At 56.0% G+C, this 13,624-nt stretch carries 14 protein-coding genes; 1 reads left to right on the top strand and 13 read right to left on the bottom strand.

Features of this window, described 5'->3' with window-relative positions; translation table 11 throughout:
- The 13 genes from atpD to EKM86_RS07710 all read right to left on the bottom strand — a co-directional run bounded on the left by atpD (position 1) and on the right by EKM86_RS07710 (position 12,036).
- Entirely contained in the window at positions 1 to 1,467 is a 1,467-nt protein-coding gene (atpD, locus tag EKM86_RS07770; RefSeq protein ID WP_125756741.1) for a F0F1 ATP synthase subunit beta, read from the bottom strand.
- A 24-nt stretch (positions 1,468 to 1,491) separates the two neighbouring features.
- A complete protein-coding gene (locus EKM86_RS07765) occupies positions 1,492 to 2,421 on the bottom strand; it encodes a F0F1 ATP synthase subunit gamma (protein WP_125756739.1) in 930 nt (309 codons plus the stop codon).
- An 11-nt stretch (positions 2,422 to 2,432) separates the two neighbouring features.
- Positions 2,433 to 3,947: a F0F1 ATP synthase subunit alpha gene (atpA, locus tag EKM86_RS07760; RefSeq protein ID WP_125756737.1), complete on the bottom strand. Its 1,515-nt coding sequence runs from the start codon at positions 3,945 to 3,947 to the stop codon at positions 2,433 to 2,435.
- Between the two features lie 18 nt (positions 3,948 to 3,965).
- The gene (gene atpH, locus EKM86_RS07755; RefSeq protein ID WP_125756735.1) at positions 3,966 to 4,511 is read right to left on the bottom strand and encodes an ATP synthase F1 subunit delta; all 546 of its coding nucleotides are present in this window, start codon (positions 4,509 to 4,511) and stop codon (positions 3,966 to 3,968) included.
- Positions 4,498 to 4,989, bottom strand: a complete 492-nt coding sequence (gene atpF, locus EKM86_RS07750) for a F0F1 ATP synthase subunit B (protein ID WP_125756733.1) — start codon at positions 4,987 to 4,989, stop codon at positions 4,498 to 4,500. The genes atpH and atpF overlap by 14 nt, the downstream gene beginning before the upstream one ends.
- 33 nt (positions 4,990 to 5,022) lie before the next feature.
- A complete protein-coding gene (gene atpE / locus EKM86_RS07745) occupies positions 5,023 to 5,235 on the bottom strand; it encodes a F0F1 ATP synthase subunit C (protein ID WP_125585618.1) in 213 nt (70 codons plus the stop codon).
- A 14-nt stretch (positions 5,236 to 5,249) separates the two neighbouring features.
- The gene (gene atpB, locus EKM86_RS07740; protein ID WP_125756731.1) at positions 5,250 to 5,972 is read right to left on the bottom strand and encodes a F0F1 ATP synthase subunit A; all 723 of its coding nucleotides are present in this window, start codon (positions 5,970 to 5,972) and stop codon (positions 5,250 to 5,252) included.
- A gap of 351 nt (positions 5,973 to 6,323) precedes the next feature.
- A complete protein-coding gene (gene upp, locus EKM86_RS07735; RefSeq protein WP_125756729.1) occupies positions 6,324 to 6,953 on the bottom strand; it encodes a uracil phosphoribosyltransferase in 630 nt (209 codons plus the stop codon).
- Between the two features lie 117 nt (positions 6,954 to 7,070).
- Positions 7,071 to 8,303: a serine hydroxymethyltransferase gene (glyA, locus tag EKM86_RS07730; protein ID WP_125756727.1), complete on the bottom strand. Its 1,233-nt coding sequence runs from the start codon at positions 8,301 to 8,303 to the stop codon at positions 7,071 to 7,073.
- 171 nt (positions 8,304 to 8,474) lie between these two features.
- Entirely contained in the window at positions 8,475 to 9,494 is a 1,020-nt protein-coding gene (locus EKM86_RS07725) for an L-threonylcarbamoyladenylate synthase (RefSeq protein ID WP_125756725.1), read from the bottom strand.
- A 22-nt stretch (positions 9,495 to 9,516) separates the two neighbouring features.
- Entirely contained in the window at positions 9,517 to 10,347 is an 831-nt protein-coding gene (gene prmC, locus EKM86_RS07720; RefSeq protein ID WP_125756723.1) for a peptide chain release factor N(5)-glutamine methyltransferase, read from the bottom strand.
- Positions 10,340 to 11,419 (bottom strand): peptide chain release factor 1, encoded by a 1,080-nt coding sequence (gene prfA / locus EKM86_RS07715; RefSeq protein ID WP_125756721.1) that lies wholly within the window; start codon positions 11,417 to 11,419, stop codon positions 10,340 to 10,342. Before prfA ends, prmC begins: the two co-directional genes overlap by 8 nt.
- A 35-nt stretch (positions 11,420 to 11,454) precedes the next feature.
- On the bottom strand, positions 11,455 to 12,036 hold the full coding sequence (locus EKM86_RS07710) for a thymidine kinase (RefSeq protein ID WP_125756719.1): 582 nt from the start codon (positions 12,034 to 12,036) through the stop codon (positions 11,455 to 11,457).
- A 153-nt stretch (positions 12,037 to 12,189) separates the two neighbouring features.
- Between EKM86_RS07710 and EKM86_RS07705 the strand changes: the two genes are divergently transcribed.
- Entirely contained in the window at positions 12,190 to 13,548 is a 1,359-nt protein-coding gene (locus tag EKM86_RS07705) for a Mur ligase family protein (protein WP_125756717.1), read from the top strand.
- Positions 13,549 to 13,624 lie beyond the last annotated feature (76 nt).

The raw sequence follows: 13,624 nt of genomic DNA, 5'->3' as shown, positions 1-13,624 counted from the left end.
TTAGTTTGCAGCGGCTTGGGCCGGTGCAGCGTCTTCAGAAGAAGCGTCATCTGCCGGTGCAAACCCCATCTTCTTCGCCTTCTCAACGACTTCTTCGATTTTGCCGACGGAACGGAACGCATCTTCTGGATACTGATCCATCTTGCCGTCCAAAATCATCTTGAAGCCCTTGACCGTCTCTTCAACTGGGACATAGGCTCCTGGCATCCCGGTAAACCGTTCCGCCACGCTGAAGTTCTGGGACAAGAAGAATTGAATGCGGCGAGCCCGTGCAACTGTCACCTTTTCGTCGTCGGACAGTTCATCCATCCCAAGAATTGAGATGATATCCTGGAGTTCGCGGTAACGTTGCAGGATCTGCTGCACGTGGGTCGCCACTTCATAGTGCTCTTCGCCGACAATCTCCGGGGTCAACGCGCTGGAAGAAGATTCCAGCGGGTCAACAGCGGGGTAAATGCCCTGCTCAGTCAGGCTGCGTTCCAGGTTGGTGGTGGCATCCAAGTGAGCAAAGGTCGTCGCCGGCGCCGGGTCGGTGTAGTCATCGGCAGGCACGTAAACGGCCTGGATCGAGGTGACTGAGCCCTTCTTGGTGGACGTGATCCGCTCTTGAAGCTGGCCCATTTCAGTCGCCAGCGTTGGCTGATAGCCAACGGCTGAAGGAATCCGGCCAAGCAGCGCGGACACTTCAGAGCCGGCCTGCGTGAAGCGGAAGATGTTGTCGATAAACAGCAACACATCTTGGCCTTCAACGTCGCGGAAGTACTCCGCAATGGTCAACCCAGTCAGCGCCACGCGCATCCGGGCACCAGGCGGCTCGTTCATCTGACCAAACACCATGGCGGTATTCTTCAGAACACCTGATTCCTTCATTTCGAAGTACAGGTCGTTCCCTTCACGGGTCCGTTCGCCGACCCCGGTGAAGACTGAAATGCCGCCGTGTTCTTCGGCGATGTTGTGAATCAGTTCCTGGATCAAAACGGTTTTGCCGACCCCGGCACCCCCGAACAACCCGACTTTCCCCCCACGCAGGTAGGGTTCAAGCAGGTCGATAACTTTGATCCCGGTTTCGAGGATCTCTGAGCTGGTGCTCAGGTCTTCGAACTTAGGCGCATCTTTGTGGATGCTGTCGCGCCGGTGATCGGGTCCAAAAGCTGGACCGTCGTCGATCGGATCACCTAAAACGTTGAACACACGTCCCAATGTATCTTTCCCAACGGGAACGGAGATGGAACCGCCGGTATCTTTGGCTTCCATGCCCCGCGTGAGCCCGTCAGTGGAGTCCATCGCGATGGTGCGCAGCACGCCGTCGCCGAGTTCCAGGGTCACTTCGAGCACCAGTGCTCGGTTGCCATCCCCTTTATCGACGGTCAGCGCGTTGTTAATTTCAGGCAGATCCTTGTCGAGTGGAAACTCGACATCGACAACAGGGCCGATCACTTGCACGATTTTACCAGTAGAATTACTCAATGAAATCGTCCTCCCTGTTGATTACTACTCAAGTGCGTTGGCCCCGCCAACAATTTCGGTAATTTCCGTCGTGATCGCGGCCTGCCGAGCCCGGTTATAGGTCGTCGACATCTTATCGATCAAATCATTGGCATTATCGGTCGCACTCTTCATTGCCGTTGTGGAAGCGGCGTGTTCCGCGGTCTTCGCGTCCATAATCGCGCCGAAGATCAGACTTTCCGCGTACTGAGGCAGGATCGCCTCGAGCACGGCGTCTGGATCCGGCTCGGTCAGGTACTCGATCGGGTGATCTTCGACTTCACTTGCGTCAAGATCAGAGATCGGCAGCATTTTTTCGGCCCGGAATGCAGAGGTCAGTGAGTTGACGTGGTGGTTGTAGCACACGTACAGCTCATCAAACACTTTGTTGTCGAACATGGTCACGGCAGTCTTGACGATTTCCCGCACCTCGTTAAAGGTGGGAATATCGGACACGCCCCGGTACTCGTAGGCCAGGTTGATGCCGCGCTTCTTGAAGAAGTCGGCCCCAACGCCGCCCACCGCCATGATGACGTAATCCGAATCGTCCTGGTGGTCCTGCTGGATCATCTGCATCATGGCCTTGAGGACGTTGCTGTTATAGCCGCCGACCAGACCCCGGTCACTGGTGATGACCAGGTAGCCGGTTTTCTTGACCGGCCGCTGCTGCAGCAGTGAGGCGACCTGAAGCTGTTTCTTATCGACAGTGCCGGAGGTGATCTCCGCCATCTGCTGCCGTTCCAGCTCCAAGAGTTGGGCAGCCGCCAGGTGAGTGACGATCTGCCGGACGCGATCAGCGTAAATCTGATACGCCCCCGCCCGCCGCTCGATCTGAGTCAGCTTGGCGCCGGACACCATTTGCATGGCGTGCGTGATCTGACCCGTCTTTTTCGTCGAGGTGATCTGACGCTTGATGTCCATCAATGATTCAGCCATGCCGCACCTCCTTATTTCTTGGTGCTGCTGGTGAACCCATCAGCAAAGCCTTTGATGAGTGCATCAAGTTTGTCAGTATCTGGCAGATTGCCAGTGTCTTTGATGGTCTTCAGCAGATCCGCGCCGTTGGAATCGGCATAATCAAACAGCTCCTGCTGGAACTGCGAGATATCGTCGATCGCAATGGCATCAAGGTAACCATGCGTCAGGGCGTACAAGATCAGCACCTGATACTGGACTGGCAGCGGCTTGTGCACCGGCTGCTTCAGGACTTCAACGGTCCGCCGGCCGCGATTCAACTTGGCCTGCGTGGCCGCATCCAAGTCAGAACCGAACTGGGTGAAGGCTTCCAGCTCACGGAAGGACGCAAGGTCCAAACGCAAGGTCCCGGCAACCTTCTTCATCGCCTTGATCTGCGCATCGCCGCCGACTCGGGACACCGACGCCCCAGCGTCAACCGCCGGGCGAGTACCTGAGTAGAACAGATCGCTTTGCAGGAAGATCTGACCATCGGTGATCGAAATCACGTTGGTCGGGATGTAAGCCGAAATGTCGCCGGCCTGCGTTTCAATGATCGGCAAAGCCGTCATCGACCCGCCGCCCAACTTATCGGAAAGCTTGGCCGCGCGTTCAAGCAGGCGTGAGTGGGTGTAGAAAATATCCCCAGGGTAGGCTTCACGACCTGGTGCACGCCGCAGCAGCAAGGACAGTTCACGGTAGGCGTTGGCCTGTTTTGACAGGTCATCGTACACAATGAGCACGTGCTTGCCGTTGTACATGAACTCCTCGCCCATGGCCGCGCCGGCATACGGTGCAATGTAAAGCATTGGGGCAGGCTCAGACGGGCCCGCGGTCAGAACGATGGTGTAATCCATCGCCCCGTACTGCTTCAAGGTCTCGACCTGCGCACGCACCGTCGACTCTTTTTGGCCGATGGCGACGTAGACACAGATCATGTCCTGATCCTTCTGATTGATGATCGTGTCGATCGCAATTGAGGTTTTCCCAGTCTTGCGATCGCCAATGATCAATTCACGCTGGCCGCGGCCGATCGGGACCAAGGCGTCAACCGCCTTGAGCCCAGTCTGCAGGGGCTGCGTAACCGACTGACGCTGCATGACGCCAGGAGCCTTCACTTCAATGGGACGGGTGTGTTCGGTTTGAATCGGACCGTTGCCGTCGACGGGCTGCCCTAAGGCATTGACCACGCGGCCGATCATGTTCTCACCGACTGGGACTTCCATGATGCGACCGGTCCGCTTGACCGTGTCGCCTTCACGAATACCATCAAAATCCCCCAAAATAATGATACCAACATCATTATTTTCAAGGTTTTGCGCCATCCCGTATGAGCCGTTGCTGAACTGAAGCAATTCACTGGCCATGGCGTTCTTCAACCCCGTGGCACGTGCGATCCCATCACCCACGTAGGTAACGGTCCCAACTTCATCCACGTTCAGATCATCTTTATAATTTTCAAGTTGCTGCTTGATCAGAGAACTAATTTCCTCTGTCTTGGTGCTCATCCGGTTCACCTCTATTCGCTAATTGGTGAGCAGTTGCTGCCGCAATTTCGAAAGCCGGGTTTTCACGGTCCCGTCGATCACTAAATCGCTCGACTGGACCTTGACGCCGCCGATCACCGAGGGATCCACGACAGTCGTGATGCCCACGGTTTTGGCTTTCAGTTGCTTTGCAAGTGCTTGATTCATTGCCTGAGCTTGCGCCTCAGTCAGCGGCACGGCAGTGGTCACTGTCGCGTCCACATGCCCGGTCGCCTCATCGAAACGGTCCGAGAAGTCCTGAATCACTGCCGGCAGACCTAAAATACGGCCGTTTGCCATCAGGATTTGGACCAAGTGCTTGACGAGGTCGCCCGCGTCTTGCGTGAGCAGCCCCATCAACGTGGTCTTATCCGTTTGCGTGAGGTTATTGCTGGCCAAAGCCGGCATTAACTCAGGCGTTGCTTCGATCACAGCGTTGACTTGTGCCAGCTGCGCGGAAACGGCACTCAGAGCCTGTTGGTCCTGAGCGGCTTCGAACAGGGCTTTGCCGTAGCGCGGCGCCGCATCACGATCAGTGACTGCCATTGGCGTCACCTAATTCGTTGATGTACTGGTCGATCAAGTTCTGCTGTGTGCTGGGATCGAGCTCTTTGGCAATCAGCTTTTCAGCGATTGCCAAGGACAGGTCGGCGACGTCGTTTTTGGCAGCGGCCAGGGCATCGGCACGTTGCTGCTCGATGTCCTTGTTCGCGTTGGCCTTTAAGGTTGCGACTTCGCTTTGGGCCTGTTCAACGAGTGTGGCACGCTGTTTTTCGCCATTTTCCTTAGCGGTATTGACGATGTTGACAGCGTCTTCCTTTGAGCTCTTCAGCTCGGCTTCGCGCTGGTCCGCCATTTTCTGCGCCTCTTGGCGTTTGTTATCGGCGTAATCCAGGTCGGAGTCGATCTTGTCTTGACGCTCGGCCATGATCTTCGTGACCGGGTTCCAGGCAAAAATCCCAACGAGCACCAATAAAACAGCGAAGGCGGCGAGAAGAAAGAGCGTATCACCAAAAGTAGCCATTCAAGCCACTCCCTTCTTTATAATTGGTGCTGATTACTTCAGGACAAGCATGAAAGCAACAACGATCGACATGATCGGAACGGCTTCAATTAAGCCGACACCGATAAACATGGTGGAACGAAGGGTACCAGAAGCTTCTGGCTGACGTGCCATCCCTTCCAGAGCCTTGGAGATAACTTGACCGTTACCGTATGAAGCAGCCAGTGCGGCGAGCCCCGCGGCGATAGATGCAGCGATGTATTGCATGATATTTCCTCCTATTAATCAGATATAACCTTTTCCGAAATGTAAACTGTGGACAAGGTGACAAAAATATACGCTTGAATCGTACCAATGAAGACTGAGAACCCTTGCCAAATGACTTCAACTGCAAAGCCCCCAATAAAGGACACTCCGCCGAGTAAGCCGTGGCCAGAAAAGGCCAGCTCTCTAATCAACAGAAGTAACACTTCACCGGCATAAATGTTCCCATAAAGTCGCAGTGCCAAGGTGACAAAGTTCGTGATGTTCTCGATCAGGTTGATCGGCAGCAAGAATGACACCGGCGAAACATACTCTTTCATGTACCCCTTGAAGCCGTTGAACACGACCCCGAAGAAGTGGGAAAGCACCAAGACGACCATCGCCAAACTCATGGTGATGATGGGATCGGCAGTCGCCGACCGGAACCATGTCTTGCCGCCCACATCGACCTGAAAGAACAGGCCGAGCTGGTTGTTCACAAACACGAACAAGAACATGGTGAAGGCGAATAACCCGAAGCGCTTGCCTTCCTTACCAGGCATCGCCGACTTGACGATACCGTTGGTGAAATCGATCAGGTACTCCAGGGCGTTCTGCCTACCGTTGGGCCGAATTGTCGGCTTGCGGGCCAGCCAGAATACCAGGAAGAAAATGATCACACAGGAAACCAAAATTGCCAGGTCATTCGCCAAGTTAAAGCGCAGCCCCATGAAACTCACTATGGGATAGCTTTCGTTCACAGAATTCACCTCCTTACAACTCGCAAAAAGACGTATGTATAACTGCATGCGGATTAGGCGGGCCTAATATGTGGAATTGCCGGATACTCATCCTTCAAAACACACAGATTACTCTATCACCTTTACCCCCAAAAAACAAAACACACACGACACTTTTCACAACTTTTCACACCCGTTTTTCATAATTTTTTTCAAACGGAAAGCGCCGCCATGTCTCAAGTCTGCCAGATTTTCCAATCTGTCGCTCAAGCCCGCTCGTGCCACTTGGTAAACTTTTCAGGCTGGCCGCCGGTTTCTTCCAACCGCCCCATCAAAAAGGCGACCCGCAATGCTGGCCGCCTTTAGAAAAACTTATTTTGTTCCGAACAACCGGTCACCGGCATCACCGAGCCCCGGTACGATGTAGCCGTCTTCGTTCAGATGATCATCCAGCGCCGCCGCGTAGATGTCAACGTCTGGGTTGGCTTCCTGAACGGCTTTGACCCCTTCAGGCGCCGCCACCAGGACAACCAAGCGAATGCTTTGCGCGCCACGCTTCTTCAAGGCTTCAATCGCCATGTTGGCGGAACCGCCAGTGGCCAGCATCGGATCGACAATGATCATGTCACGCTGGTCAATGCCATCTGGCATCTTGACGAAGTACTCGTGCGGCTTCAGGGTCTTCTCATCGCGGTACATCCCAACGTGCCCAACTTTGGCGGCAGGGATCAGACGCAAAACGCCGTCGACCATGCCCAGTCCAGCGCGCAGGATCGGCACAACGACCAGCTTCTTGCCGGCCAGTTCCTTTTGGGTGGTCTTGCCCATCGGGGTTTCAATTTCAACGTCCTTCAGCGGTAAGTCACGCGTGATCTCGTAAACCATCAATTCAGCGATTTCGTTTGCGATCTCTCGGAACTCCTTGGTCCCCGCGTTCTTATCGCGGATCAAGGTCAGCTTGTGTTGAATCAACGGGTGATTCAAAACAGTAAATTTGCCCATGCAGAAAGGCCCTCCTTTTGATGTGGCGCATGCGGCCTTTGCCTAAAAAAATCACGACTCGGGGAGTCGTGATTACAGCGGGTTCCGCTTGCTTTCCGGCTTTCGCCGTAACCTTTCCTATGATAAAGGATGACGACCGGTCAGCGCAAGGGTAGATTGCCGAATCTGGTCAAGTTTTTCCTGATCATCCCGATTGGCAAGGGCCTTAGAGATGAGGTGCGCCACTTCAAGGCAATCCTCCTCGTTAAACCCGCGCGTGGTGATCGCCGCGGTACCAACCCGCAGGCCGGACGTCTTGAAGGGGCCGTTTTGCTCGCCAGGCACCTGATTCTTATTTGCGGTGATCATGACCGTATCCAGCAGATCCTGAACCTCGCGGCCGGTCATCCCGTACCCGGTGACATCCAGCAGCACCATATGGTTGTCGGAGCCGCCAGAGATCATTTTCAGGCGGGAATCTTCAGCAAATCCCCTGCACATCGCCTGCATGTTTTTAACAATTTGGGCGGCGTAATTCTTGAAGTCGGGCTGCAGGGCTTCGCCTAAAGCGACCGCCTTGGCGGCAATCACATGGTCGAGCGGTCCGCCCTGGATCCCCGGGAAGACCGCGGAGTTGATGGCCTTGCCGTACGCTGCCTTGGCAAGAATCATCCCGCCGCGCGGCCCGCGCAGCGTCTTGTGCGTGGTCGTGGTCACCACATCCGCGTAAGGCACCGGATTCATGTGCGCCCCACCGGCCACCAGGCCCGCGATGTGTGCCATATCGACCATCAAAAAGGCCCCAACGTGATCGGCGATATCGCGGAACTTGGCAAAATCGATTGCCCGGCTGTAGGCACTGGCACCAGCCACAATCAGGCGCGGCTGCACGGCTTCAGCCTGCTCAAGAATCTTGTCATAGTTCAGCCGACCAGTTTCCGGATCGAGGCCATAGTGATAAAAGTGATAGGTCTGGCCCGAGAAGCTGACCGGGCTGCCGTGCGTCAGGTGCCCGCCATCGGTCAGATCCATGGCCAGCACCTTATCGCCATCCTTGAGAAAGGCGCGGTACACGGCCATGTTCGCGCCGGAGCCGGAATGCGGCTGCACGTTGGCATACTCGGCACCGAACAGCTGCTTGGCGCGATCGATGGCCAGCTGCTCGATCTCATCGATGTACTGATTGCCGCCATAGTAGCGGTGCTTGGGGTACCCTTCGGAATATTTGTTGGTCAACACGCTGCCCTGCGCGGCGCGGACCGCGGGACTGACAATGTTTTCCGAGGCGATCAACTCAATGTTTTGCTGCTGGCGGCGTTCCTCGTTTTCAATTGCGCCGAAAACGGCTGGGTCATACTGTTTGAAATCCATGTGGCGGCTCCTCCTTATGGCGACTGCGGCGATTGGTCAAGACCAGTATACCAACCCCTAGAAGCGGCGTAAACATTCGGGACTCAACCCTTAATCCGATTTTTTTGAAATTTTCATGGTCCCTTCACTCAAAATTTCCGAACAAAAAAGCCGCACGTAGCGGCTGAAGACTCAGGCTGGCTGATCCGGATCAAAATGGTCGTTGCCCGCCGACTTGTTCAAGCGGTTCATGTACGCCGTACCCAGGCCCTCCTGACCAAACGCCTCGGCCAGGATGACCGTGACCGTCGGGTGCAGGTCAAACCACCGCAAACCGGCAAACAGGTTGTGCGTCGCCGAGGTGACATCCCGCCCCAAACTGTACGTCGGCACGGCAGAAGGGACATCCGTCAGCAGGTCGTCGGTGGCCAGAACGCCAAACGGCTGTCCTTGACGCTGTGCCCACTTGAGCGCTGCGGGAAAATCGGCAGGATGGTCCACAATCACGACCTGGGCGCTCGGTGCGTAATGCTTGTACTTCATCCCTGGCGCCTTTGGGGTCTCTTGGGCGCCGACCTTGTGGTGGTCGGACTGCACCTCACCGATTACCGGCGCCAGCAGCTCCGGAGTGATTTTCCCCGGACGCAGGATTGCCGGCGGGGTCACGGTCATGTCAATCACGGTCGACTCAACGCCCACGGTGGTCGGCCCATCGTCTAGGATCCCGGCGATTGCGCCGTCAAAATCGTGCAGCACATGTTCAGGGCGGGTCCCACTAGGCTTGCCAGAGATGTTCGCAGACGGGCCAACGATTGGCCGGCCGGCAAGCGTGATCATCTGCCGCGTCAGCGGGTTGGCCGGCATCCGAAACGCCGCCGTTTGCAGACCGCCGGTGACGACCATCGACAACTTGCCCGGCAAAATATTTAAGATGATGGTCAGCGGCCCTGGCCAAAACTCATCCATCAACTTTTGGGCTGCCGGCGTGATGGTCGCAAACTGGGCGACCATTTCCGGGCCGGCCACTGTCACGATCAAGGGATTGTCCGCCGGCCGGTGCTTGGCCTGAAAGACCTTTTCGGCCGCCTTGGGATCGGTCGCATCAGCGCCCAGCCCGTACACTGTCTCAGTGGGAAACGCGACCACTTCACCGGCCTTGATCAACGCCGCGGCTTGTGCCACTTCATCTTTTTCAAATACTTTGGTTTCCATCGTTGTGCTCCTTTAAACCCAATTAGAATTGAAACTTCACCATCCGCGGCTGCCCTGCCATGTCGTGTTTAAACGTCACCTGCACATGCGGCAGCCGCTCGCCAAACAGCCGCGCGAGTGCAGGCTGCTGACGATAGCCGAACTCAAGGTAAGCGGCACCCCCTGGCGTCACGTGTGCCTCAATCTGCTCGGCAAACCGCTGAAACAGTGCCAGCCCATCATCATCGGCGAATAACGCCAAGGCCGGCTCGTACTTCAGCGTGCTTTGATCCATCACTGGCGTCTCTGCCCGACTAATGTATGGCAGATTGCTGATCACAAAATCAAACCGCTTAGGCAAGGATGCAAATAAATCACTTTGAGCAAACTGCACAGGCCGGTCCAGCCTGGCCGCATTTTCATTGGCCACCGCAAGCGCAGCGGCGGAAACGTCGCTAAGCGTCATCGCGGTGTGCGGCAGCTGCTTGGCCAGCGTGAGGCCGATAGCGCCGGAACCGGTGCCCAAATCCAGCCCAGTGCGAGCCGTCCTCTGGTCCGCAGCCGCCCACGCGACCAACTCTTCCGTCTCAAACCGCGGAATTAACACTGCCGGCGTCACCTTGAACAGATCGCCGTAAAACGGTGCCACCCCAACAATGTACTGCGCTGGCTCGTTGCGCCCCAGCCGCGCGACATCTTGTTCAAACTGGGCAAGGGCTGGGGCTGGCAGCTCATCCCGGTCGTGAAGCCGCAACTGACTAGGGGTAAAATCAGCTCGCATTTCTAGCACATACCGCGCCCCATCCGGGTCAACGCCTTTGGCTGAAAGCACAGAAGACGCCCACCTGAGCGCCTCCCCGTATGTTTTACTCATCGATCTGTTCCATCTTGTTGGTCTGATCTTGAACGATCAGCGCGTCGATGATCTCATCGAGTTCGCCGTTCATGATCCGGTCCAGCTTGTTAAGGGTGAGGCCAATGCGATGATCCGTCACCCGGTTTTGCGGGTAATTGTAGGTCCGAATCCGCTCGGAGCGGTCTCCGGAGCCGATGGCAGTCTTGCGCTTTTCGGCGTACTCGCTTTCGTTTTGGCTTTCGTAGTAGTCATAAACCCGTGAGCGCAGGATCTGCATGGCCTTGACGCGATTCTGCTGCTGACTGCGCTGGTCCTGCATGGTCACCACAATTCCCGTCGGCAAATGCGTCATCCGGACGGCGGAGCTGGTTTTGTTAATGTGCTGGCCGCCGGCACCACTGGAGCGGTAGACGTCGGTGCGGATATCCTTGGGGTCGATTTCCAGATCGACCTCATCGTACTCGGGCATGACGCCCACCGTGGCGGTGGAGGTGTGCACCCGGCCGGCGCTTTCGGTCACAGGCACGCGCTGCACGCGGTGCGCCCCGTTTTCATACTTCAGCTTAGAGTACACGTTTTGCCCCTGAATCAGGACAGACACTTCTTTGTAGCCGCCAACTTCTGTGGGGTTCTCGTCGATGATCTCGGTCGTCCAGCCCTGACGCTCGGCGTACTTCATGTACATGGACAGGAGGTCGCCAGCAAACAGACTGGCCTCGTCGCCGCCAGCCGCGCCGCGAATTTCCATAATGATGTTCTTGTCATCATTGGGGTCCTTGGGCAGCATCAGCTTTTTGATCTCACCTTCCAGCTTTTCCAACTGAGGGTTAAGGTCATTCAGATCCTCTTTAGCCAGCTCGGTGAGGTCCTCATCCTTGCTTTCCCGCAACACTTCCTCGCTTTCGCTAATGTCCTGCTTCACTTGTTTGTATTTCTTGTAGGCGGCCACCACGTCGCGCATCCCGCCTTCCTCTTTGGAAAGCTCAAGGTAGCGCTTGGTGTCATTGATAACCGCCGGGTCGGAAAGCAGTTCTTCCAGTTCCTCATAGCGGCCAATCAGCCCGTCTAACTGGGTAAAAATCTTATCCATAAAATTCCTCCATTAAAATGACCACGACGCCTGGTCTAGGCTTTCAGCTTTTCCGGCGGGAAGTAGTAGTGGTGCCGGCAGACCGGAAAATAGGCCTCATTGCCGCCGATCATGATCTGCTCGCCTTCATACACCGGCTTGCCGGCATGCACCCGCAGGTTCATGGTCGCCTTTTTGGCGCAGAACCAGCAGATGGTTTTCATTTCCTCGATTTTATCCGCGTAAGTCAGCAGGTACTTGGACCCCTCGAACAGTTCGTTGCGAAAATCATTCTTCAGCCCAAATGCCATCACCGGAATGTGCAGCTCGTCGACGACCCGTGCGCACTCAAAGACGTGGTGCTTCTTCAAAAACTGCGCCTCGTCGATCAGCACGCAGTAAGCATGCGGATCGAGCTTGGACACCAGGTCGAAAATGTTCGTGTCATCGTCGATGGCCTTGGCCGGCCGCTCCAGGCCGATGCGGCTGGAGATGATGCCGACGCCTGAGCGGTCGTCCACCGCGGAGGTCAAGATGATGACGTTCTTGTGCTGCTCCTCATAGTTATGCGCGACCTTTAAGATCTCAATGCTTTTGCCTGAGTTCATCGCACCATAGCGGAAAAACAATTGTGCCATAAGGGCCTCCCTAGGCAGGAAACACCCTGCCGCTTAAAATTCACCTTATCCAGTATAACGGAATCTTTACCATAATAACATGGTCCCAGGCAGAATCGCGGGGCGGCTATGCTATGATAGTAGCTGCAAAACTAAAAGAGAGAGGCCTTCGACATGCCATCTTTAAAAAGCCAATTCGCGATCGCGGCCGGGCGTTTGAGCTACTGGTACCTGCATAAGTTCCGCCACGGCGGCTCTGCCTACCCGGGCAAGCTCGCAACCAAAATCGACCCGGACGTGCTCGCCAGTTTGGGCCAGGACCGCGACACCATCATCGTCACCGGCACCAACGGGAAAACCTTGACCACCGCTCTGATCGTTAAGGTCCTGGCCCAGCAGTACGACGACATTTTGACCAATCCCACCGGCTCGAACATGCTGCAAGGCATCATCGGCGCCTACTTTGCCCACAAGGAAATGCCTAACGCCAAGCGCAAAATCGCCGTCCTGGAGGTTGACGAGGCCAACGTGGCGCCGGTCGCCCGCTACCTGCACCCAAAGGCCTTCGTGATGACCAACATTTTCCGCGATCAGATGGACCGCTACGGTGAGTTTTACACCACCTACGCCAAGATTCTGCGCGGCGTGAAGGCCAACCCCAAGGCGATGGTCATTGCTAACGGCGACGCGCCCATTTTTTCCTCGCGGGAGCTGGAAAATCCGCTGCGCTATTACGGCTTTGCGCTCGCAGAAGACGCTGAGAAGGACATCAAGGCGCCAGCGAATACCGACGGTGTCCTGTGCCCGGTGTGTGAGCACATTTTACACTACCACGGCATCACCTACTCGAACCTGGGCAGCTTCTTCTGCCCGAACTGCGGCTTCAAGCGGCCGGTGCTGAATCACCAAGTCTCCGCGGTCACCGAGCAGACCCCGACGGCCTCAAAGTTTGAAATCGACGGCCACCCCTACCGCTTGTCGGTCGGCGGGACCTACAACATTTACAACGCCCTGGCCGCCTATGCGGTGGGCGCGGAGTTCGGCATCACCCCTGAGCAAGTCGCCAAGGCCTTCAGCTACGACGAAAAAGTCTTCGGCCGTCAAGAACAGATCAAGATTGGCCAAAAGAACGTCACCTTGATCTTGGTTAAAAATCCGGTCGGACTCAACGAGGTGCTGAGCATGATCCAGCGGCAAAATCAGCCGTTTGCCTTCGCCATGCTGCTCAATGCCAATTACGCAGACGGCACGGACACCTCCTGGATCTGGGATGGCAACTTGGAGCAGCTGGTTCAAAGCGGTCTGGCCACCTCTTACATGGTCGGCGGCGAGCGCTACAAGGACATCGCCTTTCGCATGCAGGTGGCAGGCGTTGACCCGGCGGTCTTGACCACCAAGCCCAACCTGGATGACGTCATCGCCTACCTGAAAAACGTCCAGGAAGACCAAATCTACCTGCTCGCCACCTACACGGCGGTCTTGCAGATGCGAGAAAAATTCAGCCAGGCCGGCTTGATCAAAGCGGGCTTCTAACTGTTAACACTCAAAAGCCCCGCTGCCAGCGTGCTTCCGAAATTCGGAACGCACTGACAGCGAGGCTTTTTAGGCG

The organism is Lacticaseibacillus hegangensis (assembly GCF_003946465.1).
Taxonomy (GTDB): Bacteria; Bacillota; Bacilli; order Lactobacillales; family Lactobacillaceae; genus Lacticaseibacillus; species Lacticaseibacillus hegangensis.
This window is presented reverse-complemented; position numbering and strand designations above follow the sequence as displayed.